Raw genomic sequence first — 21,847 nt, 5'->3', positions numbered from 1 at the left:
ACGTCCCGTTTCTGTCCCCGTTGGAGCCTTGCTCGCAAGGCGGATCGCTCGGCCCCTTCAACCCCCTTCGCCTTGCGAGCAAGGCTCCAACACGAACCGTTCCGCCCACCCTGCCCACCGTGGTACAACACGGACTCTGCGCAACGCCGCAAAACAACAATTGGCCCCTTCGCACAGATCATAAATGGTACGATCGTGCATCATTTAATCGGGAGAGCCCCATGGCCAGCAAACACCTGCACGCTTTCAGCGACGACGCCCTCGGAAACGACGACGCCACCGCCCTGGCCGAGCGGCTGCGCGGGGGCCACGTCAGCACCCGTGAAGTGACGGAAGCGGCCATCGCCCGGCTACAGCGGGTGGAACCCTCCCTGCACGGGCTCACCCTGGACACCTTTGACGCCGCCCGGCAACGGGCGGAAAGCAAACGCTTCAACGGCTTCTTCGCCGGCGTGCCCAGCCTGATCAAGGACAACCTGGATCTGCGTGGCCTGCCCACCGGTCACGGCAGCCGCGCCCTGGGCCATGCCCCCCTGAAGAAAACCAGCGGCATCGCCAAACAGTACCTGGCCCAGGGCTTCAACCTGCTGGGCAAGAGCACCCTGCCCGCCTTTGGCTTCACCGCCAGCACTGAACAGGCAGGCGTGCCCGCCACCCGCAACCCCTGGCACACCGATTATTCCGCCGGCGGCTCCTCCGGGGGCAGCGCCGCCCTGGTGGCCGCCGGAGCCGTGCCCATCGCCCATGGCAACGACGGCGGCGGTTCCATCCGCATCCCCGCCGCCTGCTGCGGCCTGGTGGGCCTGAAGAGCACCCGCGGGCGATTCATCGACCAGGAGGCCGCCAAGGTACTGCCGGTGAATATCGTCAGCGATGGCGTACTCACCCGCAGCGTCCGCGATACCGCCCACTTCTTCATGGAAGCGGAGCGCTACTACCGCAATCGCAAGCTCAAACCCATCGGCCAGGTCACCGGCCCGGCCAAGCGGCGGCTGCGCGTGGGCATGATGATCGACTCTGTCACCGGCGACGCCACCTGCCCGCAGACCCGCCGCGCCGTGCAGGACACCGCCCAGCTGCTGGAAAGCCTGGGCCACACCGTGGAAGAGGCCCGCATCGACCTGCCGGCCCGCTTCGTGGAAGACTTCCTGCTCTACTGGGCCATGCTCGGCTTCCTGGTCAGCAAGGGCGGCAAGGCCCTGTTCCCGCAAGGCTTCGATGCCGGCCAACTGGACCCGCTCACCCGTGGCCTGGCCGACTATTACAAACAACGTTTTCTGAAAACCCCGGCCATGCTTCGCCAGCTGCGCCTGGCGCGACAACGCTACGCCGAGGCCTTTGCCCAATACGATGTGATCCTCAGCCCGGTACTGGCCCACACCACCCCGGAAATCGGCTATCTGGGTGCGGATTTGCCCTTCGACACGCAACTGGAACGGCTGCTGCGCTACACCACCTTCACCCCCGCCAACAACGCCTCCGGCGGCCCCGGCATCTCCCTGCCCCTGGGTCAGACCGACCAGGGCCTGCCCATCGGCGTCCAGCTCTCCGCCGCCAACGGCGAAGAGGCCTTATTGCTGGGCCTGGCCTTCGAACTGGAAGACGCGCAGCCCTTCATCCGACTCGACCAACGCTGATACACAAGCCAACCCAATACACAAAAGGATCATCATGACGCTGCCGTCCACATTCAATCGCAACAGCACTGCCGACCAAGTGCTGGAAGGAAAGAACCTTTCAGGGAAAATCGCCATGGTGACCGGCGCCAATGGCGGCATTGGCTATGAAACCGCCAGATCTCTCGCCGCTGCTGGCGCCCATGTCATTCTTGGCTGCCGAAATCCCAGGCTGGGCGAGGAGGCCTTGGCGAAGATTCGCCTTGCCCACCCCAACGCCCAGGTTGAACTGGTCTCTCTGGACCTTGCGGATCCAGCCAGCATTGCAGCCTGCGTGGAAAGCCTGTCAACGCGTAACGACATCTCCCAGCTGGACATACTCATCTGCAACGCCGGGTCCATGTCGACCAAATACCTGCTCACCGATCAGGGAATCGAGCGAACCGTGGCCGTGTGCCACCTGGGTCATTTCATGCTGACCAAAGGGTTGCTCGACACCATCCTCAAAGCGCCAGCCCCTCGTATCGTCATGGTCTCCAGCGAATCACACCGGTATCCATTGCGGCTGAATTTCGACAACCTGCTTGTGGCCAAAAAACAAAACCGCATAAACGGCTTTAATGCCTATGGCCAGGCCAAGCTGTGCAATGCCCTGATGGCACTGGAACTCCAGCAGCGCTATGGCAGCCAGGGCCTCACCGCCTGCGCCGTACACCCGGGCGCGCTGGTCACCACCGGATTCGGTCGTGAATCCTGGCTGACCCAGGTGCTCTTCACACTGGCCAGCCCCCTTACCAAAACACCGCATCAAGGCGCCGCCACCAGCGTCCTGTGTGCCACCAATGACAATGCTGATGACATCGCTGGTGGCTATTTTTCCCATTGCCGCGCCGCAAAGCCGTCAGCAGAAGCAGGCAATGCCGCCGTGGCAAAAAAACTGTGGGATTTTTCAGAGGACTACTTGCAGAACACTGCCAAGATCTGACGTTCTGTTGGAGCCATGCTTGCATGGCGAATCCGGCGCTTGTTGCTTGTTGGCAAGCGCCGTACATCCGTTGCATCACCGAAACTGACTGGGCGACACCCCGAACCATTTCTTGAACGCCCGGGAAAATGCGCTCACCTCAGAAAACCCCAACAGAAACGCCATCTGCGTCACCGTCATGCCCGGGGTGCGCAGGTGCCGCTCCACCAGCGTCTTGCGGGTGTCTTCCAGCAGTTGTTTCCAAGTCAGGCCCTCATCACTTAATCGCCGCTGCAGGCTACGGGTGCTCATGCAGCATTCCTGCGCCGCGTCGGCCTGGGCAGGCTCGCCATCCGGCAGGCGCTGCTCGATCCACAGCGCCAACCGGCTAGCCAGCGCCCCTTGCTCACTGGCCGCCAGGCGTTGCGCCAGGGTGGCATCCAGCATGGCCGCCAGTTGCACGTCGCTGGCCGCCAACATGTGCTGGGCGTTGCTCTTGTCGAAAGCCAGGCTGTAGTGATCTGCCACCGACACCTCACAACGGAAATACCGGGCCATGGCCTGACGCAAAGCCGGCTCCAGCCACTCGGGGGCGCACACCGCCACCGAATTATGGTCCCGATGAATGCGAATACGCAGCAGGCGCACAATGGTGGCCATCACAAACACGATGGCCTGGGGATGGGGCTGGTGATCGGTGTTAGAGGTGAAGCGCAATGCCACACTGTCGTCATCGGCAATCAGCTCGGTGGCCACCAGGTCGCTGATCAGACGATGAAAGCGGGTAATGCGGTTGAGCACACTGTACAGATCGCCCCCCGCCGCCACCGCCAGGCCCAGCGCGCCGAAGGTGTTGTACTGGGCATGGCGGGCAACCTCGATGGCCATGGCCGGGTCGTTCAGCTCGCGCACACAATCATCCAGCAAGGCCGTGGACACCGCCGCATCCAGCCGGGCCTCCGGGTCCTGCACCATCTGCGGTTCCAGCCCGTGGCGGCGCAGAATGGCATCACTGTCCAGCCCCCGCTCATGCAACAAATGCACTAGCGGCCCCATTAGCAGCGCTGCCGCCTGTTTTTTTTCTGACATTGGCGTCCCCGGTCAAACGGTTGGCGGGCAAAGCCGAGTTTTCCTTCCCGGCCTTGCCTAAAGTAGTCGCCATCGAGAAATGGAGGTTTCCCATGGCAACTGCACCTGCCCGCGGCAAGTCCGCAACAGACAAGACAGTTCAACGCGATATCATCGCTATCAGTGATGATATACGGCAACGGCACGGCTGGCTCAAGCACCAGAACGCCATCGGCTTCGGCATCTTTGCCATAGCCATTGCCGGTTGCACCCTCAACGCCGTGCTTTACCTGCAAGGCCTGATGCCCGGCTGGGCAGTGATCCTGCTCACCGCCTTCTGGACGTCCCTGCTCCACGAACTGGAACACGACCTGATCCACTGGATGTACTTCAAGAACAACAAGGTGGTACATCACCTGATGATGCTCGGCGTTTACCTGTGGCGCCCCACCACCATCAACCCCTGGGTACGCCGCCACCTGCATTTCCATCACCACAAGCACTCCGGCAGCGAAACCGACCTGGAAGAGCGAGGCATCACTAACGGCGAAAAGTGGGGCCTCAAGCGCCTGATCATGGTGGGCGACAACATGCTGGCCGTGTACCTGCGGGCGGTGAAATACCTGACCGAACCGGTAAGGCTGTACCGTCGTGGCGTGATCGACCGCAAAGACCTGAAGAACTTCCGCCTGATCGGCCTGGTCAGCTACAACCCGCTGGGCGTGATCGTCCACGCCATCTGGCACTTCTTCGTGGTCTACCACCTGCTCAACGGCGCCGCCTGGCTGGCCGGCAGCAGCATCCCGTGGCCGGAAGTGGTTAGCGCCCAGCTCAGCTGGATCACCCCGCTGGTGGTGGTACTGATCGCACCCAACATGCTGCGCACCTTCTGCCTGCACTTCATCTCGTCCAACATGCATTACTACGGCGACAACGAACCGGGCAAGATCACCGAACAATGCCAGGTGCTCAACGTCTGGTGGCTGTGGCCCCTGCAGGCCTTCTGCTTCAACTTCGGCAGCACCCACGCCATCCACCACTTCGTGGTCCGCGACCCCTTCTACGTACGGCAGATGACCGCCAAGCGGGCCCATGAAGTGCTCAGGGAGAATGGCGTGCGGTTCAATGATCTGGGCACGTTCCGCCGGGCCAACCGGATGCACGAAAAGCCGCAAGCGGCCTGATGGTGACGACTTGCCCACAAAAAAGCCCGCCTAGTGCGGGCTTTTTTGTTTTCAGCGGAAAGGCCTCGCCTACTCACTTCGACCTTTAGAATCTTCTTTATAATCAAACACCTTGCTGTCATCAGCTATGAGAATGCCATTCAGGAGTTATATAGAACGCTCCTTATAACTCCGTGTAAGAGATTGGCCATAGCATCTCAACCCATTGTTATGGCAGGATTTTATTTCTGTTTAGCGGAGCAAGGTTCCAGAATTATAAGGAACCGAGTTATGCGGAACGTTCTAATTAATACGCTGTTAGCTATAAGTGCTACCCATAGAAATTATGAAATCATTCTTCGAAAAAGTTGTATTTACAATATTCTTGACTGCGTTTTTTGGTAGTAATTCCCAGTCTGCGGAAGGTTACCGCTTCATAGTTGGAGAAAATGGAACGGTGCTCGATAAAAAATTCAATGTCGTTTGGAAAAGGTGCGCACTGGGTCAGCAATACAAAAATTCAAAATGTGTAGGAAGCGCCAAGAAAATAGACATGGCAATGGAGACCGGATCTTTATTTAAGAGATACGGATATAAAGTGGATGAGTGGAGGCTGCCAACGGCAACTGAACTGGCTTCACTGGTTGAGTGTACTTCTGGAGAGAAATCTACATTGAGCTATGGTGAAGGAGGTCAATGCTTAGGTGAATTTATGGCTCCAACTACTAATACAGCTCTTTTCCCTGATACGCCTACCGATGCTGCATTCTGGTCAAGTACAATCTGTGGTGGTTTTTCCCTCGCAACTAATTTTACTGATGGTTGGTCGGGGTGTTACACCTTAAATGATGGCCCTCAGTACGTGAGGCTTGTAAAGGGCTCCGAGAACGAATAGCTAACAAAGCGCTGCAGGCCTACGGCCAACTTTGTGCATTTTATGCGCGGTCGCTGCGCGCCCATTATTGCGCATAAATCGCCCCAAATTTTCCGCGGCTGAGCGCGGCGTTAATTTCCCGAGTTACTCGAGAAAAGTAGGCACCCTTTGAGAACACAGACTCGAAACGGCCCAACACCATGAACATCATCAATATCGCAGACACCGTCATGAACCGCGCCGCCCGCTATCACGAGCACCGCGTCGAAGGCCTGGAGCACATCCCGGCCAGTGGCCCTGCACTGATTGTGGTAAACCATTCCCTGGCCACCTATGACAGCGGCCTGCTGGCTACCGCCGTCAGGGAACGCCTGGGTCGTGATGTGTGGCTGCTGGGTGATCGCTATATCTTCAAGATTCCGGTGGTCCGCGATCTGGCATCCGCCTACGGTTTCGTTGAGGGTTCACAGCACAACGCGGAAAGTCTGTTGCGCGATGGCGAGCTGGTGTTGGTGGCGCCGGGGGGCATGCGTGAAGCGCTGCGGCCCAGTAGCCAGAAGTACCAGCTGAATATCCGTGACCGAAAAGGGTTTGCACGCCTGGCCATGCGTACCGGCGCGCCGGTGGTGCTTTCCGCCTGCCCGGCGGCGGACGACATTTATCATGTGGTTGCGAACCCGGTGACCGACTGGGTGTACAACCGCTACAGACTGGCCGCCCCGCTTATCCTTGGCAAATACGGCACCCCCATTCCCAGGCCCGCCAAACTGGTTCATTACCTGAATGCACCAATGTCACCGCCCGGCGATTGTAGCGACGATGACCCAAATGCCGTTGATGCCTTTCATGCCGCGCTGGAGCGCCGTTTGCAGGAAATGCTGTCGGACCATGCCCGCACCTGAAGGACACAACCAATGAAAAGCGCGGAAACCTTCTGGGACAAGGCCGCCGCCCGCTATGCCAAAAGCCCGATTCGGGACGAAGCCAGCTACCAGAAAAAACTGGCCATCACCCGGGATTACTTCCAACCGGATTGGTCTGTATTGGAATTCGGTTGTGGTACTGGCGGCACAGCCATCCTCCATGCGCCTTATGTGCGGGACATTCTTGCCACGGATATTTCCAAAAATATGCTGGAGATCGCGCAAGCCAAAGCTGCTGATGCCGGCATTGGCAATATCCGCTTCCAGCAGGGCACGCTGGACAGCCTACCGCTGGCCCCCGGGAGTTTTGATTCCGTGCTGGGATTGAATATCTTGCATCTGCTGAAAGACCCCGACGCCGCCATCGGCCGAGTCAGCAGCCTGCTGAAACCCGGCGGTATTTTCGTTGCCAACACGGTACTTGCCGCCGATATGAAGCTGCACTGGCGACTGCTTATCCCGTTAATGCAGGCGCTTGGTTTTGCGCCCCATGTCAGTCGCTTCGGCAGGGACGAGTTGTTCGCCATGCTGGCTCGGGCTGGTTTTGATATCAACTATGAATGGCAGCCGGACAGCCTGTCTGCCTTTATTGTGGCCAGAAAACGCGCCTGACTGTTTCATCAGATTTCATTCCCCTCCCGAAAAAACGATGGCGCCACGCCGGTCCAGCGCTTGAACGCCCGGCGGAAGTTGGCGGTGTCGCCGTAGCCCAGGGTGTAGGCCAGTTCCTGAATGGTCATGTGCTGGCTTTTCAGGTATTCCATGGCCAGGGAGTGGCGGACTTCGTCGAGGATTTCCTGGAACGAGGTGCCTTCATCCAGCAACCGGCGGTGCAGGGTTCGCGGGGTCATGTGCAGGATGCGGGCGGTGACGGTGAGTGAGGGAAAGTTCACCTGTTTGGCCAGCATCAGTCGGCGCACCCGTGCTGATACGGACGCATCCGATACCAGGTTCTGCAATTCCCGTTCGCAGAGTTTTTCCGCATGTTCGAAGGCGGCAGGGTCGGCGGTTCTCAGGGGCTGGTCCACCACTTCCAGCGGCAGGGACAGGCCGGTCCAGTTCTGGTTGTAGCGTACCGGGCAGCGGAACAGGGAGCGGACCAGTTCCCGGTCGAAGGCTTCGTCAAAGGTAAAGCTGGCCTCAGCTACCTGACAGTTGCCCAGGGTAATGAAGTCGAGCACGTTCTTTACCGCCACCACCACGGCCCCGAGCAGGAAGGGCCCCAGCTCACCCAGCGGCAGCAATTCCCGTATCTGCAGATTCAGGTAGTTGCCCTCCACCTGATGGCTGACCATGACCAGGTTGATACGCAGGGGAATAAACCGCTCCAGTAATTCCACCACCTGGCGGACAGAACCACTGTTCATGGCTGCATAGCCGACCATGCCATGATTATTGATGCGCAGCCGCTCGCCCACCATCAGACCCAGGGCGGATTCTCCGGTGATCGCTTCCGCTTCCAGAAACAGGGCTCGGACCACCTCCCAGGGAACGCTGGTATCGGCCTGTTCAAGATCGGCCAGCGACAGCTCATGGGAAGCCAACCAGGGAGCAACGTCGATCCCCATCTCCGTGAGCTGGTCTGCCACCTGGCGGAGATAGTTGATGGACAGTGCCCATTCCATCGGCTGGTTCATGGCTGGCAAGATCCGAAAATTCGCATTGTCAAAAAATGACCCCCATCTGTCTACAGACAACCTACCCCAGCACCGGTCGCATATCTAGCATCGATCTCCACTGCTCAAACCCCGAGCACGACAACGGTACAGGAAGGTAACAAAGCACAATAAAACCTTACGTATTGGCTGCCTTTCATCAGGGAGAACATCATGCGATATGCAAAACAATTTATTATTTTTCTCGTGGTTTCCACGGTCCTTTTCGCCAACAGCACTCACGCCAGCATTGGCAACAAACGCACACTCTGCGTTTTCGATCTGGTCGGTGCCAACGGTGATTTCTACGGCATCATGAAGGATTTCAAGACCGCCGCGCTCGGCTGGGGCGTGGACATTGAATTGAAGCCCTATACCGACGAGAAAATTGCCGCCGAAGATTTGAAGGCGAAGCAATGCGATGGCGCCCTGCTTACCGGCATCCGTGGCCGTCAGTTCATCAGCTATACCGGCAGCATGGATTCCATCGGCGCCATCCCCGACTACGATGCTATGCGCATGGTGGTGACGATCCTGGCCAGCGGTAACCCCAAGGTAAACCCACATCTGGTGTCCGGCCCCTATGAGTTTGGCGGCCTGGTACCCATGGGCGCAGCCTATCTGTTCGTGAAGGACAACAGCATCGATACGGTGGAAGAACTGGCGGGAAAATCCATTGCGGTGCTGGAATACGATGTGGCCGAGGCGAACATGGCCAAGCGTGTGGGCATGTCACCGGTGATGTCGGATATCACCAACTTCTCCACCCGTTTCAACAACGGTTCCGTGGATACCTGCTTCGCTCCCATCTTCGGTTATTCCGCCCTGGAACTGTACAAGGGCATGCAGCCGGACGGCGGCATCATTGATCTGGTGCTCGGCCAATTGAGTGCACAGCTGATTCTTCGCAAGGATCTTTTCCCCGCAGATTTTGCCGATCAATCCCGCAAGTATCTGGCCGGCCAGTTTGATCGTGCCATGCGCATCATCAACAACGCCGACGGCGAAGTGAATGAAAAGTGGTGGATCAATATTTCTGATGAAGAAACTACTCGTTACGACGAAATGTTTCGCCAGGCCCGTATCGATCTGGCCAACCAGGGCGTTTACAACAAGGACATGATGAGCCTGCTGCGCAAGGTGCGCTGCAAGGGCAATCCGTCCCGAGCGGAATGCGTCAATCCCGTCGAATGATCTGATCGATTATTTCTTTTCTTTCAACGTCATCTTGCAGTGATCTGCACAGCATTATGCGAGGCATTATCATGTTGGAAAAAATCAATCCTGATACCTTGTTGCGTTTGAAAAAATGGGGCTACCTGGCCTGCTGGATGCTCTTTCTTCCCATGGTGCCGTTTTCCGCGCTGGTGGGTCGTGAGCAGGGTACCCAGAATCTCTGGGCCTGGATGATTCTGGCGGTGTTCTTCATTCTGGTGCCGGTGGTGGATTACCTGGTCGGCAAGGACCCGGTGAACCCGGATGAAGAAAAACAGGTCCCCGAACTGTCCCAGGACAAGAGCTACCGCTCCCTGCCCCTGCTGCTGGCCGTGGCCTGGCTGGGCCTGTTGTTCTATGCCGGCCATGTGTTCGTCAGCAATGACTATTCCTCGGCCGGCATGCTCGGCTGGATCATGTCCATCGGCCTGCTTGGCGGCATGATCGCTATCAACCTGGGTCACGAGCTGATTCACAAGGACCCCAAGGTGGAAAACTGGATGGGCGGCCTGTTGTTGTCGTCGGTGACCTACGGCGGCTTCAAGGTGGAGCATGTGCGTGGTCACCATGTGCATGTGTCCACCCCGGATGATGCGTCTTCCAGCCGCTATAACCAGTCTCTGTATGATTTTCTGCCCAAGGCGTTTGTGCGCAATTTCAAGAATGCGTGGAAACTGGAAAAGCAGTACCTGGAACGCAAGGGCAAGAACAACATCAGCATTCATAACGAGCTGATTTGGTGGTACGGCATCTCCTTCCTGTTTGCGGTAGCCTTCGGTGTCCTGTGGGGTTGGCAAGGAGTGCTGTTTTTTGTCGGCCAGAGTTTCTTTGCGGCTCTGGCGCTGGAGATCGTCAACTACATCGAACACTACGGCCTGCATCGTCGCCAACTGCAGACCGGTCGCTATGAACGGGTCACCCCGGCACACAGCTGGAACTCGAATTTCCTTGTGACCAATTTGGTGCTGTTCCAACTACAACGCCACAGCGACCACCACGCCTATGCCAAGCGTCGTTACCAGGTGCTGCGCCACTATGACGAGAGCCCGCAACTGCCAGCTGGTTATTCCGCCATGATGTTGCTGGCCATGGTGCCGCCATTGTGGAAAGCCGTGATGAACCCGCGGGTGGAAGCCTACTACCAAGGCGAGCTGGATCAGCTGTTCCGCGAAGGCCCGCGCATCAACAATATTGCCTGATTTCGGTACCGGTGAGTGGCCTTGCGCCGCTCACCGGTGTTTTCGCACTGCATCACAGTCCGGTTTTTTACCGACACATTGCCACCGCTTTCCCCTCCCTTCGAAAAGCATTAACGCCTTTTTTCAACACGGTAGCGCCCTTTGACCGGCCACGCCAAATGCCTACACTGCCAGAGTCAGGATCTTGTCGAAATCGACGCGGCACATTCGATCATGAAGTAGACCACCCGGAACAAAAGGAGTCGCACTCATGACCTCGAAAAAAACGGCACTACCAAAAACCACCTCCCACAATGAGTGGGAAGCGTCTCTACAGGCCCTGCTTGACAGGGAGAAGGCATTGACCCGAATGCAGGACGAGCTGGCTGCCGAACGCCGTCGGTTACCGATGGTGCCCGTGGAAGAAAACTACACCTTCACCGGGCCGCATGGTGAGGTGGGTCTGGTGGATCTGTTTGAGGGACGCCGGCAACTGATTGTCTATTGCGCAATGCTCAAGCCCGGCGCCACCCCCTTTGAGGGTTGCTCAATGGTGATGGACAACATTGGCCACAATCTTGCCCACGTCAACGCCAGGGATACGACGTTCGTGTTCACCTCCCCGGCACCGCAACACGAGATCCTGGCACTGCAAAAGCGTATGCACTGGCAGGCGCCCTGGTATACCGACCATCAGCGTCGTTTCGCGGATGCGTTCGGCGCCGGCAAGGGGTTTGCCATCAACGTGTTTATTCGCGACGACGACAACCTGGTCTACCGCACCTACTTCAGTACCGACCGTGGCGGAGAACTGTTCGATACCCATTTCCGGCTGCTGGATATCACCCCGTACGGCCGCCAGGAACAGTGGGAAGATTCGCCCGGTGGCTGGCCACAAAGCGAGCCCTACCAATGGTGGCGTATGCACGATGACTACTAGTTGATAAGCATGCTGGCGGATATGGACTTAGACATGGCGTTCGCCAACTGCTATCTCCACGTTGAGACGAAACGCATCGCCCGGGCCAGGCAGGGTGAGTTAACCATGTGCAATACGGACAACGCTATTGCCCGACAACTTCCCACACAAGGGTTGAAACTCCCGTTATAACCCTTATCTTCACGCACCCCGGCCTTTCTGCTTGCCGGATTATTTGAGCAACAGACTCGACTTGATGCACTGCGTCATTTTTTTTGCCGTCTGGCCCGATGGCGGCTGTTCGAGTGCCCAGGTCGCCAACAGGAGATGATGACACTGAACGCCTTTTAGCAAGGCGGTTTCTGAACGGTGGATTAGATCGCGGAGGTGATTTGATGTCAGCGCAGAACCTGACTTGCCCGGCCCCGATACAGGCCGACCCCTACCCCACCCGGCTGCACCAGCAACCGGAACACCCCTGGCACGCGCGCCGGGAGAATACGGTCAAAGGCCGCCACTTGCCCGGCCCACTGACCGAACAACAGCTGAATCTTTTCGAGGAAAACGGCTTTCTTTTCGAGCCCGGTTTTCTACCGCCTGAGGAGGTGGCCTCTCTGACCGAGGCCATGAGTGAGCTGCTCAATCGTGAGGACTACCGGGGCAAGCCGTTCACTATCACCGAGCCGGATAGCCATGAGATCCGGTCCGTGTTTGCCGTGCATTTCCTGCACCGGGCCTTTCAACATCTGGCCCGCGATCCGCGACTGACCCAACGGGTGGAGCAGATTCTCGGTGGCGGCCACTATGTGCACCAGTCCCGGATCAACTACAAACCCGGCTTCAAGGGCAAGGGGTTCAACTGGCATTCGGATTTTGAAACCTGGCATGCGGAAGACGGCATGCCGGCCATGCATGCGGTAAGCGCCTCCATCATCCTGACGGATAATCACTCCTTCAACGGGCCGCTGATGCTGATCCCCGGCTCTCACAAGCACTTTATTCCCTGTGTGGGCCCCACACCGGATGAACATCACAAGCAATCACTGAAAACCCAGCAGATCGGCGTCCCCTCGGAGCAGGCGCTGGCAGCCATGATCAACCGCCATGGTATCGACGCCCCCACCGGCCCGGCTGGCAGCCTGCTGCTGTTCGACTGCAACACCCTGCACGGCTCCAACGCCAACATGTCACCAGACCCGCGCAGCAATGTGTTCTTCGTGTTCAACCGGCGTGACAACGCCTGCGTACAACCCTATGCGGCCAGGCAACGCCGCCCCCGGTTTCTGGGGCACGAACCGGATCGGCTTTGGCAAGCGGACGATAGTTAACAGTGAATAGTGAACAGTTAACAGCGAACACAAAAAAGGCCACACCCAGCTTTGGGCGCGGCCTTTATCATTCCAGCCACAGTGGCGCTCTAGCGCGCACTATTAACTGTTAACTATTAACTGCCCTACTCCTTGTGCCGAAAAAACCGCTGGATACTGGAAAAATCTTTTTCGGAGTAGCCATGGTTTCCATGGGCCGCGTAGAGGCTTTTCGCCAGGTTACCCATAGGCGTGGCGGATTGCGTGCTCAGTCCCGCTTGCAATGCCAGACCCAGGTCCTTGTTCATCAATTTCACGGCGAAGCCGCCTTCGTAGTCTTTGGATGACGGTACGTTTTCCATGACGCCGGGCCAGGGGTTGTACTTGTCCAGGGACCAGTTGTCGCCGGAGCTGGCTTTCATGATCTCGGAAAGTACCGCCGGATCCAGACCGTGGTCGGCGCCCATCTGCAGGGCTTCGGCGGTGCCGATCATGTGGATGGCCAGCAGCATGTTGTTGCAGATTTTTGCCAGTTGGCCAGCGCCGTTGTCTCCGGCACGGAACACCTGGGCGCCCATGCATTCCAGTACCGGACGGGCCCGGTCAATGGCCTCTTCCTGGCCGCCACAGATAAAGGTGAGCGTGCCGGCCTTGGCACCACCGACGCCACCGGAGACCGGCGCATCGATCATTACCCTGCCCTGCTCTCTGGCGATGGCGGCTACGTCACGGGCGGTGTCTGCATCGATGGTGGAGCAGTCGATGATCAAGGCGCTTTTATCAATGTGTTGCAAGACGCCGTTGTCGCCGAGATAGAGACCGCGCACTGCTCCAGCGGAGGGCAGCATGCTGACAACCACGTCGACTCCAGCGACAGCGTCAACCGCACTACTCGCCGCCTTGGCACCTTCCTGAACGACGGTTTCCAGCAAGGCGGGCATCAGGTCAAACGCCACCACCTCATGACCGGCCTTGACCAGATTGGCCGCCATGGGCCCACCCATATGACCGACACCGAAGAATCCGATTTTCATTGTTATCTCTCCCTCGTTTTGTTGGAGATGTAGGAGCGGCGCTCGAGCCGCGAATGCAACTGGCACGGCTTTCGCAAGTATGTTCGCGGCTCAAGCGCCGCTCCTACGGTGTTTCATTTCTTATAAAAACGATAAATCTTTCAGCACATTGCGCGCGATAATCACGCGCATGATTTCGTTGGTCCCTTCCAGAATCTGGTGGACCCGCGCATCACGCACGTAACGCTCCAGCGGGTACTCACTGATATAGCCATAGCCGCCATGCAGTTGCAGTGCCTGGTTGCAGACGTTGAAACACAGATCCGTTGCCAGTCGTTTTGCCATGGCACACAGCATGCTTTTGTCGCTGTGATTCTGATCCAGTTTCCAGGCCGCCAGGCGCACCATCTGTTGGGCTGCCACCAGTTCTGTGGCCATGTCCGCCAGGGTGAATTGTACGGTCTGGAAATCACCAATGGCCTGGCCGAATTGTTTGCGTTCCTGCACGTATTGCTGGGCCTGGCGCAGGGCCGCCTGGGCGGCGCCCAGAGAGCAGCTGGCGATATTGATACGCCCGCCATCCAGACCGGCCATGGCGATACGAAAGCCCTGCCCTTCTTCACCGATCAGGCAGTCGCCCGGAATGCGTGCGTCTTCCAGAATCACCGCCCGGGTGGGCTGGCTCTTCCAGCCCATCTTGGCTTCGTTGCGACCATAGCTGACGCCGGGAGCATCCGCCGGCACCGCAAAGCAGGAAATGCCGCCGGCGCCGGGCCCACCGGTGCGCGCCATCAAGACCAGCACGTCAGTATCACCAGCCCCGGAGATAAACGCCTTGGCGCCGTTCAGCACATAGTCATCACCGTCTTTTTTCGCGGTGGTGCTTAACGAAGCCGCATCGGAACCGGTGCCCGGTTCGGTGAGGCAGTAGGACGCCAGTTTTTCCCCACTCATCAGGTCGGCGGCCCAGCGTGCCCGTATCGCATCGTTGCCGAAACGGGTGAGCATCCAGGTGGCCATATTGTGGATGGTGATGAAGGCGGTGGTAGAGGTGCAACCCTGGGAGAGTTGTTCAAAGATCAACGCCGCATCCAGCCGGCTCAATCCCATGCCCCCGTGCTCTTCATCGCAGTACAGGGAACAGAACCCCAACGCGCCGGCTTCACGAATGGCGTCTTTGGGGAAGAGGCTTTTGGCATCCCATTCTGCGGCAAACGGCGCCAGTGCTTTTTCAGAAAACTGTCTAGCCGTTTCGCGGAAAGCGATTTGTTCTTCTGTGAAAGAAAAGTCCACGACGCTTTGTCACCTTTATCGTGATTTCTTCGCCATGCGAGCATGGCTCCTACAGTATTTTTTCCACAGAGGGCACAGAGTTCACCGAGAAAAATAATTTCATGTTTTCTTTATAGCTTTCAGAAAATCGGAAATGTTTACCGTTATCTTCTACGCCTGAAGAAACATGAATCCAAAAACCCTCTGTACCTCAGTGCCCTCTGTGGTGAAAATTTATTTCAAATTAATGCTCATGTTCGGCCCAGCGGCAACCGGGATATCCGAATCGAACCAACGGCTGGTGACGGTTTTGGTTTCCGTATAGAAACGCACGCCCTGTTTGCCGTACGCGTGCTGGTCACCGTAGAACGAACCTTTCCAGCCGGTGAAACTGAAGAACGGCAGCGGCACCGGAATCGGCACATTGATACCCACCTGCCCCACTTCCACTTCGTGCTGATATTTCCGCGCGGCGGCACCGCTGGCGGTAAAGATGGAGGTGCCGTTGCCATAGGGGCTGTTGTTGACCAATGCCAGCGCTTCTTCCAGCGAATCCACGCACACGCAGCACAATACCGGACCGAAAATTTCTTCCTGATAAATCGCCATGTTGGCGGTCACATCGGTAAACAGGGTCGGCCCGACCCAGTTGCCGTCCGGCAGGCCTTCCACGGTGCAATCGGAGCCATCCAGCAGACAGGTGGCGCCTTCCTGCTTGCCCTGCTCGATCATTTTCAGCACCCGCTGTTTTGCCGCCGGGCTGATCTGTGGGCCATAGGCCGCCTCCGGGTCGTTCCAGGCACCGGGGCGAATCTGTGCAAACTGGCTGGCCAGCTCATCGATCCAGGCTTTGGAATCGCCCACGAACACTGCGACGCTGATGGCCATGCAACGCTGCCCCGCCGCCCCGCAGGAGGAACCCACCAGGCTGCTGACCACCTGATCCTTGTTGGCATCAGGCATGATCACCATGTGGTTCTTGGCACCGGCAAAACACTGCGCGCGCTTCATGTTGTCGGTGGCCGTGCGGTACACGTGCTGACCCACCGGCACCGAGCCCACAAACGAGACGGCCTTGATGTCCGGATGCGTGAGCAGGGTATCTACCTGTTCCTTGCCGCCATGCACCACCTGCAACAGGCCCGGCGCCGCACCGGCTTCCTGGAACAGTTCCGCCAGACGGTTAGGGGTCATCGGGTCTTGCTCGGAAGGCTTGAGCACAAAGGTGTTTCCGGCGGCGATGGCCAGCGGGAACATCCACAGGGGAATCATGGCCGGGAAGTTGAACGGGGTAATGCCGGCGCACACGCCCAGCGGTTGGGTCCAGGAATGGGTGTCGATACTGCGCGCTACGTTCTCCACAGTTTCGCCCATCATCAGCGAGGCGATGTTGGCGGCCTGCTCGGCCACTTCGATACCGCGCCACACGTCCCCTTTGGCATCCTCGAAGGTTTTGCCGGTTTCCTGGCTAAGAATTTCAGCAATCTCGTCGTGATGCTCTTTCAACAGCGCCTGATAGCGCAGCATCAACCGGGCACGCTCGGAGACCGGCACTTCCTTCCAGGTCTGGAACGCCGCCTTACCCGCCGCAATGGCCTGCTCCATTTCGTCGTCGGTGGCCGCCGGGGCTTCACACAGGATTTCCTGGGTGGCCGGGTTGGTCACAGGAATCCATTGGTCGGTCTGGCTGGCGACGAATTCGCCATTGATCAGCAGGGGCAGACGACGGGTCATGACAGCTCTCCACGCAAGTATTGTCGGTATGGGTCCCTTTGTAGCACAGGGATTGAGCGATAGAGATAGCCACTTTTGAGCCAAGATGGATTATATTGCGGTTTATGAGCCTTTCGACGACAACCGGTCAGCACCCGGCGGAAACCTCCCGTTGGCCCCTGCCCGACACCGGCCAGCGCACCGTGATTCCGCCGGCGGTGCTGGCCACCATGACCGCACATCCCCTCTGTCGCGGCTGCCTGCCCCATGGCGTCGGCTACTACCCCCATGCCGGCGGACACCGCATGCTGCGGGCAAAGCCGGCAGATGATCTGTTGATTTACTGCGTTGCTGGCCAAGGCCAATTGCAAGTTAATGGCCAGACATTACCGGTCACCGCCGGCGATCTGTTGCTGCTGCCAGCTGGCCTTGCGCATCACTACCAGGCCGATGACAGCGACCCCTGGAGTATTTATTGGGTGCACCTGGGTGGCGATGAGGCGCCGCGTTATTTTGACGAAATTGCCGGAGACAGTCCCGAGCGTTACCGGGTGACGGTGGGGGTGCATTCGCGGTTGGCGGAGGAATTTCAGGCCCTACTGGCTGCCGCCACCCGGGTGCAGCCGGAGCACCTGGTCTACGCCGCCAACCTGTTGCGCAGCCTGCTGGCCTTCGCAGCGCTGATGCGCCGTCAGCACACCACCCGCCACGCGTCTCTGGATATCAACCGGGTCAACAGCTACCTGCAAACCGCCCTCACCCGCCGGCTCAATCTGGACGAACTGGTGGCCGCCACCAGTGCGCTGTCGCGCTACCACTTTATTCGCGAATACAAACGCCAGACCGGGCAAACACCGATGCAGGCGTTCCAACGTATCAAGGTCAGCCATGCCTGCTATCTGCTGGATATCAGTGACGACACCGTGGCACAGATTGCCGCCTGGCTTGGCTATGACGACCCCTATTATTTTTCAAGATTATTTAAAAAAGTGATGGGGGTTTCGCCGCAGAGATATCGCCGTGAGCGTGGGCATTGACCACCTCCTCAGTCTGTCCGTTGGAGCCTTGCTTGCAAGGCGAATCAGGCCAGCAGGGCATTCGCCTTGCAAGCAAGGCTCCAACAATAGATGGAAAAGGGTAGAGATTTTATTTTTAATTTATTTTTTAAATTAGGCGCGGCTTGACCAGGTCATCGTCATGATATCGGCATGGTTTTCACACTGGAAAACATAGGCGCAACCGTAATCACCGAACCAGAAGGGCAGGGTGTCAGTGGAGTCCAGCTGCATGACAAAATTCATTTTTTTCTGGCAACACGGACAGGCCGGGTAGTCCACATGTTGCACCCAGTGCGGCCAGCCCAGCAGTTTGTCGCCAGCCCGCGGGGCAGGGCGGTGGGCATGGAGCAGGGCGAGGGTGCCATCGGGAAGATCATCGTTGATGGCCACGGTTTCCTGCTGATCGGGGAAATCGTTGTGGCGACTCCAGCCGGTCAGGGACTGCTCGGGAAAGGCATCGGGAATGGTCACCGGCAGGGCATCGAAACCGTGGGTCTGGTCGCGGGGAATCACCCGTGTCATTGAAGCCTCGGAGAAAGGCAAATGGGCCTGGCCGAGTACCTCGCATTCCTCTTCCATGTTGGTGCAGTAAAACACCTGCAGCACACCATCCCCGAAAGGCTGCCCGGCGTCCGCCGGCAGATCACCGGAATCCAGTTGCACGAACAACTGCATGGGCTGATGACAATGCCCGCAACAGGGCCAGGATTCATCCGGCCTGAGCAGAGGCAGACCACCAAACTTGGAGCGCGCTCCTGGCACAGCAGGCCCCACCCGGGGCCGCCAGGCGGACCGGGACAGGGGAGCAAGCTTGAGTTTGATTTCTTCGGGCAACATGAAACGTCCTCGTTCGGTCGTTTCAGCTTGCCCAGACTCTCGTGTCAGGGCAATTAACACCCTTCACAAATCTGCCACCAGGGCCATTTTGCTGACTGAGCGGAATGCAAATAGAGGCAGTTGATAATTGAGAATGGATAATTGATAACGCGCGAGATACGTTATCTGTTCTCCAAAGCTATGAGGCCGCGATCCCAGTATGGGCGCGGCCTCTGTGCTTTGAAGAACATTCCTGCTGTTCAATCGCGAACTATCAATTATCCATTCTCAATTATCAATTGCCTCAAACTGCTCCATCTGCCACCGCCCAAACGCCTGTTGCGCCTGTTCCAGTTGTTCGATCAGGCGTTGGCGTTTGCCGGGTTCGAATTTGCGGTTGGCCAGGGATTGCAGGGTCTTGTGCAGGCGTTGGCGGTCCTTGCGGTCCATGTGCTCCAGCCAGTGTTCGCCGGCGTCGTTGACTGCCAGCACGTCGCGGCCGGCGTGGTTGCGCTGGCTCACTTCGTAGCTGTGCACCAGGGCACGACCCAGTACCACGTAGGCGAACTGGGGGTCTTTCAGGGGGCCGTAGACCGCTTCGCGGAAGCCGCCGCTGAGCGGCCCCAGTTTCAGGCGGGTGAGTTTGTCGCCGTAGTAGTAGCTGCCGGCAGCGCCGAGCAGGCCGCCGACCAGCGCGCCGGTGCCCAGGGAAGCCCCCAGAACCACCGCATCCAGCCCGGCACCACCCACCGCACCGGCGCCGAAACCGGCGGCGGCCAGCTGGGTCTTGCTGATTCCCCAGAGCTGGCGGGTGCGTTCGCTGAACAGGTCGCCATCGTCCGGGGTCAGCAGGTCGCTTTCCTGTCGTTGCAGGCGACGATGCTGGTAGAGATCTTCCACCCCCCGGCGCAGGCGTTGCTCCCGCTCGCGCTGCCAGTTCTGCCAGCGTTGGCGCAGCTTGGGCAACAATGGCTTGGCGGCTTCGTGCTCGCCCAGACGGGCGCTTTCCTGATGGCCGAGCATGTCGATCAGGGCATCGGCGATGTGTTCCAGGGCCTGGCTGTCGCGGCCGAATTTGAGGGCCTGAAGGTATTCCAGGGCCGCATCCAGCGGTTCGCGCCAGTCCGGGGCCAGTTGCCCGAAGCTGCGCAGCAGATCCAGGTGCTTTTCAAAGGGGGCGTGGACCGCATCGAAGCGGCGCACGATCTGGAAGTACTGGCCCAGGGCTGCCTCCCAGTCGGCACTGTGGTCGTCGCTGCCGATCTGGTTGATCAGCGCAAGGCTGGGCCGGCCGGTCCAGCGCAGGATATTCATTTCCGCTTCGTGTTCGCGGTTATAGGGCACTGAGCCATCGACCACGTAAATGATGCCGGCGCCTTCCACGATAGGACGCAGCAGCTCGCATTCGTCGTGATAGCGCGGATCATCCGCATGCTGGGTGACGAAGGCCGCCACGGTGTCCGGGCGGTCGGAGGCGGACAGGCTGTGGCCCTGCAACCAGGCCAGCACCTTGCGCGGGCGCTGGAAGCCGGGGGTGTCGATCAGCTCGTAGAGGGTGACGTCGTCCACTTTCATGGGGTAGCGGTGGCTGTCACGGGTGGTGCCCGGCTCCATGGCGATGGCAATGGAGTCGTTCTGGGCCAGGGTGGCCACCACGCTGGATTTGCCCTTGTTGGGGTGGCCGACCACGGCAAAGCGGGGCTGTTGTTGGGCCGTTTCGTTCATGACGGTTCCTGTTCCCGGGGGGCGCACAGCAGCAGCTGGCTGTCACCCTGACGGTCCACAAAGCGCTGCCACTGGGCCAGCAGGCCGGCATCGGTGAGTGCAGCGCCCTGTTCGTCCGCCAGTGGCACCAGCGCCAGCAGGGTGGCGGCGGGCCAGTGATCGCGGGCATCGACAATGAAATCGCTGAGTTCACCGGTGGGCGGCTCCCAGCCCCGGGTGATCAATATCACCGGTTGATTGCGGGCGCCGGTCTGTTCCAGCACCTGGGCATCCTCATCCAGGGAATTGTTGCCCCCGGCACGGCGCTGTAGCGGCGCCGGGTCGCGGCTGAGTCGAGGCAACAGCGCGGGGGCCTCCATGGCAGCACCGGCCCAGTGGATCAGGGTAGCGCTGTCCGGCAAGGGCGACAGCACGGTTTGCGCCGCCGCCGGGGCGGGCTGGCTGTCTTCCTGGCCACGGGTTTCCACCCAGGGGGTCTCGAAGCGATAGAACAGCCCCTGCCAGCCCGGGTGGGCGCGCAGGGCCTGGCCCGCCTGCCAGCGCAGTTGCAGGGCCGCCAGCATCAGCAGGAGCAGCCGGGGCAGCAGCACATAAACCAGCCACAGCATCAGCACAAAGGGCCACCAGGTGCCGAGCAAGGCCGGATTGTCCGCCGGGGTGTCCGCAAGCCGGTAGAACTGGGAAGCGCTCACCAGCTCCGCCGAGGGTACCGCTGCCGGCCACAGGCTCTGCCAGGGCTGGGCCAGGGCCGCCACCATCTGGTGATAGCCGTCGGCGGAGGTCTGCAGGGTGGTGCTCCAGCCGAAGGCCAGATCCTGCACCACCACCAGGACCAGCAGGGTAAGCAGACCGCTGACGGCAAACAGCAGGCCACCGGTGTGGGCGATACGGGCACAGAGCGCCGGGCGCAGGGCCGCCAGCGGGTCGTCGCCCTGGCGCGGCCCCAGCAGGCTGCCCCAGGGCTGCCAACCCAGCCAGGCCTGCAGGCTGGTGAACAGGGCCAGCAACAGTTGCAGGGCCACCAGCCCGATCAGCAGGGTCAGGTTGATCTGCCGGCTGCCGTCATACCACAACAGCCCCAGCATGAAGCCCACCCCCAGCAGCGTACCCAGGCCGGCAAACACCCAGCGGGCCTGGCGCCAGTGACGCAGGCGCGGGTCGGCACCGGATTCCCGGCGCTGGCCGTTAAGGGCATGCAGCACCGCCAGCCAGGCGGGTACGGTGATCGGCTGTTTGTGTTCTTCCTGCTGCTGGGCAAAGCGACGGTCGCGGCGGTGCAGAAAGGCGTGGCTCTGTTGCACATCGCGACGGTACTGGTCGTCAAAATCCAGCAGCAGGGTCAGGGCCTTGGGCAAGGGGCGACCTCGA

At 59.2% G+C, this 21,847-nt stretch carries 19 protein-coding genes; 11 read left to right on the top strand and 8 right to left on the bottom strand.

Translation table 11 applies throughout. The features are described from left to right. The first annotated feature begins 221 nt into the window (after positions 1-221). Together T9A_RS05740 and T9A_RS05735 are read left to right on the top strand one after the other, a co-directional pair. On the top strand, positions 222-1,637 hold the full coding sequence (locus T9A_RS05740; RefSeq protein ID WP_035245922.1) for an amidase: 1,416 nt from the start codon (positions 222-224) through the stop codon (positions 1,635-1,637). Between the two features lie 34 nt (positions 1,638-1,671). Beyond that, entirely contained in the window at positions 1,672-2,601 is a 930-nt protein-coding gene (locus tag T9A_RS05735) for an SDR family oxidoreductase (protein ID WP_052042528.1), read from the top strand. A gap of 75 nt (positions 2,602-2,676) precedes the next feature. On the opposite strand, the gene T9A_RS05730 is transcribed toward T9A_RS05735, so the two are convergent. Continuing rightward, the gene (locus T9A_RS05730) at positions 2,677-3,669 is read right to left on the bottom strand and encodes an AraC family transcriptional regulator (protein WP_035245920.1); all 993 of its coding nucleotides are present in this window, start codon (positions 3,667-3,669) and stop codon (positions 2,677-2,679) included. A 92-nt stretch (positions 3,670-3,761) separates the two neighbouring features. Between T9A_RS05730 and T9A_RS05725 the strand changes: the two genes are divergently transcribed. The 4 genes from T9A_RS05725 (at position 3,762) to T9A_RS05715 (ending at position 7,220) form a co-directional block, all read left to right on the top strand. Beyond that, a complete protein-coding gene (locus T9A_RS05725) occupies positions 3,762-4,832 on the top strand; it encodes a fatty acid desaturase (protein ID WP_035245917.1) in 1,071 nt (356 codons plus the stop codon). Positions 4,833-5,157: 325 nt separating this feature from the next. Continuing rightward, on the top strand, positions 5,158-5,706 hold the full coding sequence (locus T9A_RS16790) for an Lcl C-terminal domain-containing protein (protein ID WP_084573401.1): 549 nt from the start codon (positions 5,158-5,160) through the stop codon (positions 5,704-5,706). A gap of 179 nt (positions 5,707-5,885) precedes the next feature. Then, entirely contained in the window at positions 5,886-6,587 is a 702-nt protein-coding gene (locus T9A_RS16570) for a lysophospholipid acyltransferase family protein (RefSeq protein WP_052042526.1), read from the top strand. A 12-nt stretch (positions 6,588-6,599) separates the two neighbouring features. Next, the gene (locus tag T9A_RS05715; RefSeq protein ID WP_035245915.1) at positions 6,600-7,220 is read left to right on the top strand and encodes a class I SAM-dependent methyltransferase; all 621 of its coding nucleotides are present in this window, start codon (positions 6,600-6,602) and stop codon (positions 7,218-7,220) included. An 8-nt stretch (positions 7,221-7,228) separates the two neighbouring features. On the opposite strand, the gene T9A_RS05710 is transcribed toward T9A_RS05715, so the two are convergent. Next, on the bottom strand, positions 7,229-8,245 hold the full coding sequence (locus T9A_RS05710) for an AraC family transcriptional regulator (RefSeq protein ID WP_156964837.1): 1,017 nt from the start codon (positions 8,243-8,245) through the stop codon (positions 7,229-7,231). A gap of 192 nt (positions 8,246-8,437) precedes the next feature. Between T9A_RS05710 and T9A_RS05705 the strand changes: the two genes are divergently transcribed. The 4 genes from T9A_RS05705 to thpD all read left to right on the top strand — a co-directional run bounded on the left by T9A_RS05705 (position 8,438) and on the right by thpD (position 12,903). Continuing rightward, a complete protein-coding gene (locus T9A_RS05705) occupies positions 8,438-9,457 on the top strand; it encodes a putative solute-binding protein (RefSeq protein WP_035245912.1) in 1,020 nt (339 codons plus the stop codon). A 71-nt stretch (positions 9,458-9,528) separates the two neighbouring features. Beyond that, positions 9,529-10,677, top strand: coding sequence for an alkane 1-monooxygenase (locus T9A_RS05700; protein ID WP_035245910.1), 1,149 nt, complete (start codon positions 9,529-9,531; stop codon positions 10,675-10,677). Between the two features lie 250 nt (positions 10,678-10,927). Then, a complete protein-coding gene (locus T9A_RS05695; protein ID WP_035245908.1) occupies positions 10,928-11,596 on the top strand; it encodes a DUF899 domain-containing protein in 669 nt (222 codons plus the stop codon). 374 nt (positions 11,597-11,970) lie between these two features. Further along, a complete protein-coding gene (gene thpD, locus T9A_RS05690) occupies positions 11,971-12,903 on the top strand; it encodes an ectoine hydroxylase (protein WP_035245907.1) in 933 nt (310 codons plus the stop codon). A 125-nt stretch (positions 12,904-13,028) separates the two neighbouring features. Here the strand turns inward: thpD and mmsB are convergent, their stop codons facing one another. From mmsB to T9A_RS05675, 3 genes are all read right to left on the bottom strand, one after another. Next, positions 13,029-13,916, bottom strand: a complete 888-nt coding sequence (mmsB, locus tag T9A_RS05685) for a 3-hydroxyisobutyrate dehydrogenase (protein ID WP_035245906.1) — start codon at positions 13,914-13,916, stop codon at positions 13,029-13,031. Between the two features lie 120 nt (positions 13,917-14,036). Beyond that, positions 14,037-15,188, bottom strand: coding sequence for an acyl-CoA dehydrogenase family protein (locus T9A_RS05680; protein WP_035245905.1), 1,152 nt, complete (start codon positions 15,186-15,188; stop codon positions 14,037-14,039). Positions 15,189-15,401: 213 nt separating this feature from the next. Then, on the bottom strand, positions 15,402-16,901 hold the full coding sequence (locus tag T9A_RS05675) for a CoA-acylating methylmalonate-semialdehyde dehydrogenase (RefSeq protein ID WP_035245904.1): 1,500 nt from the start codon (positions 16,899-16,901) through the stop codon (positions 15,402-15,404). 104 nt (positions 16,902-17,005) lie between these two features. Here T9A_RS05675 and T9A_RS05670 point away from each other — a divergent pair, with 104 nt between their 5' ends. Beyond that, on the top strand, positions 17,006-17,917 hold the full coding sequence (locus T9A_RS05670) for a helix-turn-helix domain-containing protein (protein ID WP_035245902.1): 912 nt from the start codon (positions 17,006-17,008) through the stop codon (positions 17,915-17,917). A gap of 132 nt (positions 17,918-18,049) precedes the next feature. On the opposite strand, the gene T9A_RS05665 is transcribed toward T9A_RS05670, so the two are convergent. The 3 genes from T9A_RS05665 to T9A_RS05655 all read right to left on the bottom strand — a co-directional run bounded on the left by T9A_RS05665 (position 18,050) and on the right by T9A_RS05655 (position 21,834). After that, a complete protein-coding gene (locus tag T9A_RS05665) occupies positions 18,050-18,775 on the bottom strand; it encodes a DUF1963 domain-containing protein (protein ID WP_035245901.1) in 726 nt (241 codons plus the stop codon). Between the two features lie 267 nt (positions 18,776-19,042). Next, complete coding sequence (locus tag T9A_RS05660) at positions 19,043-20,479, bottom strand: GTPase/DUF3482 domain-containing protein (RefSeq protein WP_035245899.1); 1,437 nt, start codon at positions 20,477-20,479, stop codon at positions 19,043-19,045. Beyond that, positions 20,476-21,834 (bottom strand): DUF2868 domain-containing protein, encoded by a 1,359-nt coding sequence (locus T9A_RS05655; RefSeq protein WP_035245897.1) that lies wholly within the window; start codon positions 21,832-21,834, stop codon positions 20,476-20,478. The genes T9A_RS05660 and T9A_RS05655 overlap by 4 nt, the downstream gene beginning before the upstream one ends. Positions 21,835-21,847 lie beyond the last annotated feature (13 nt).

The sequence above is a fragment of the Alcanivorax jadensis T9 genome (assembly GCF_000756655.1).
GTDB classification, from domain to species: Bacteria; Pseudomonadota; Gammaproteobacteria; order Pseudomonadales; family Alcanivoracaceae; genus Alcanivorax; species Alcanivorax jadensis.
Note: the sequence above shows the minus strand (reverse complement) of the source record. Positions and strands in the feature narration are given on the sequence as shown.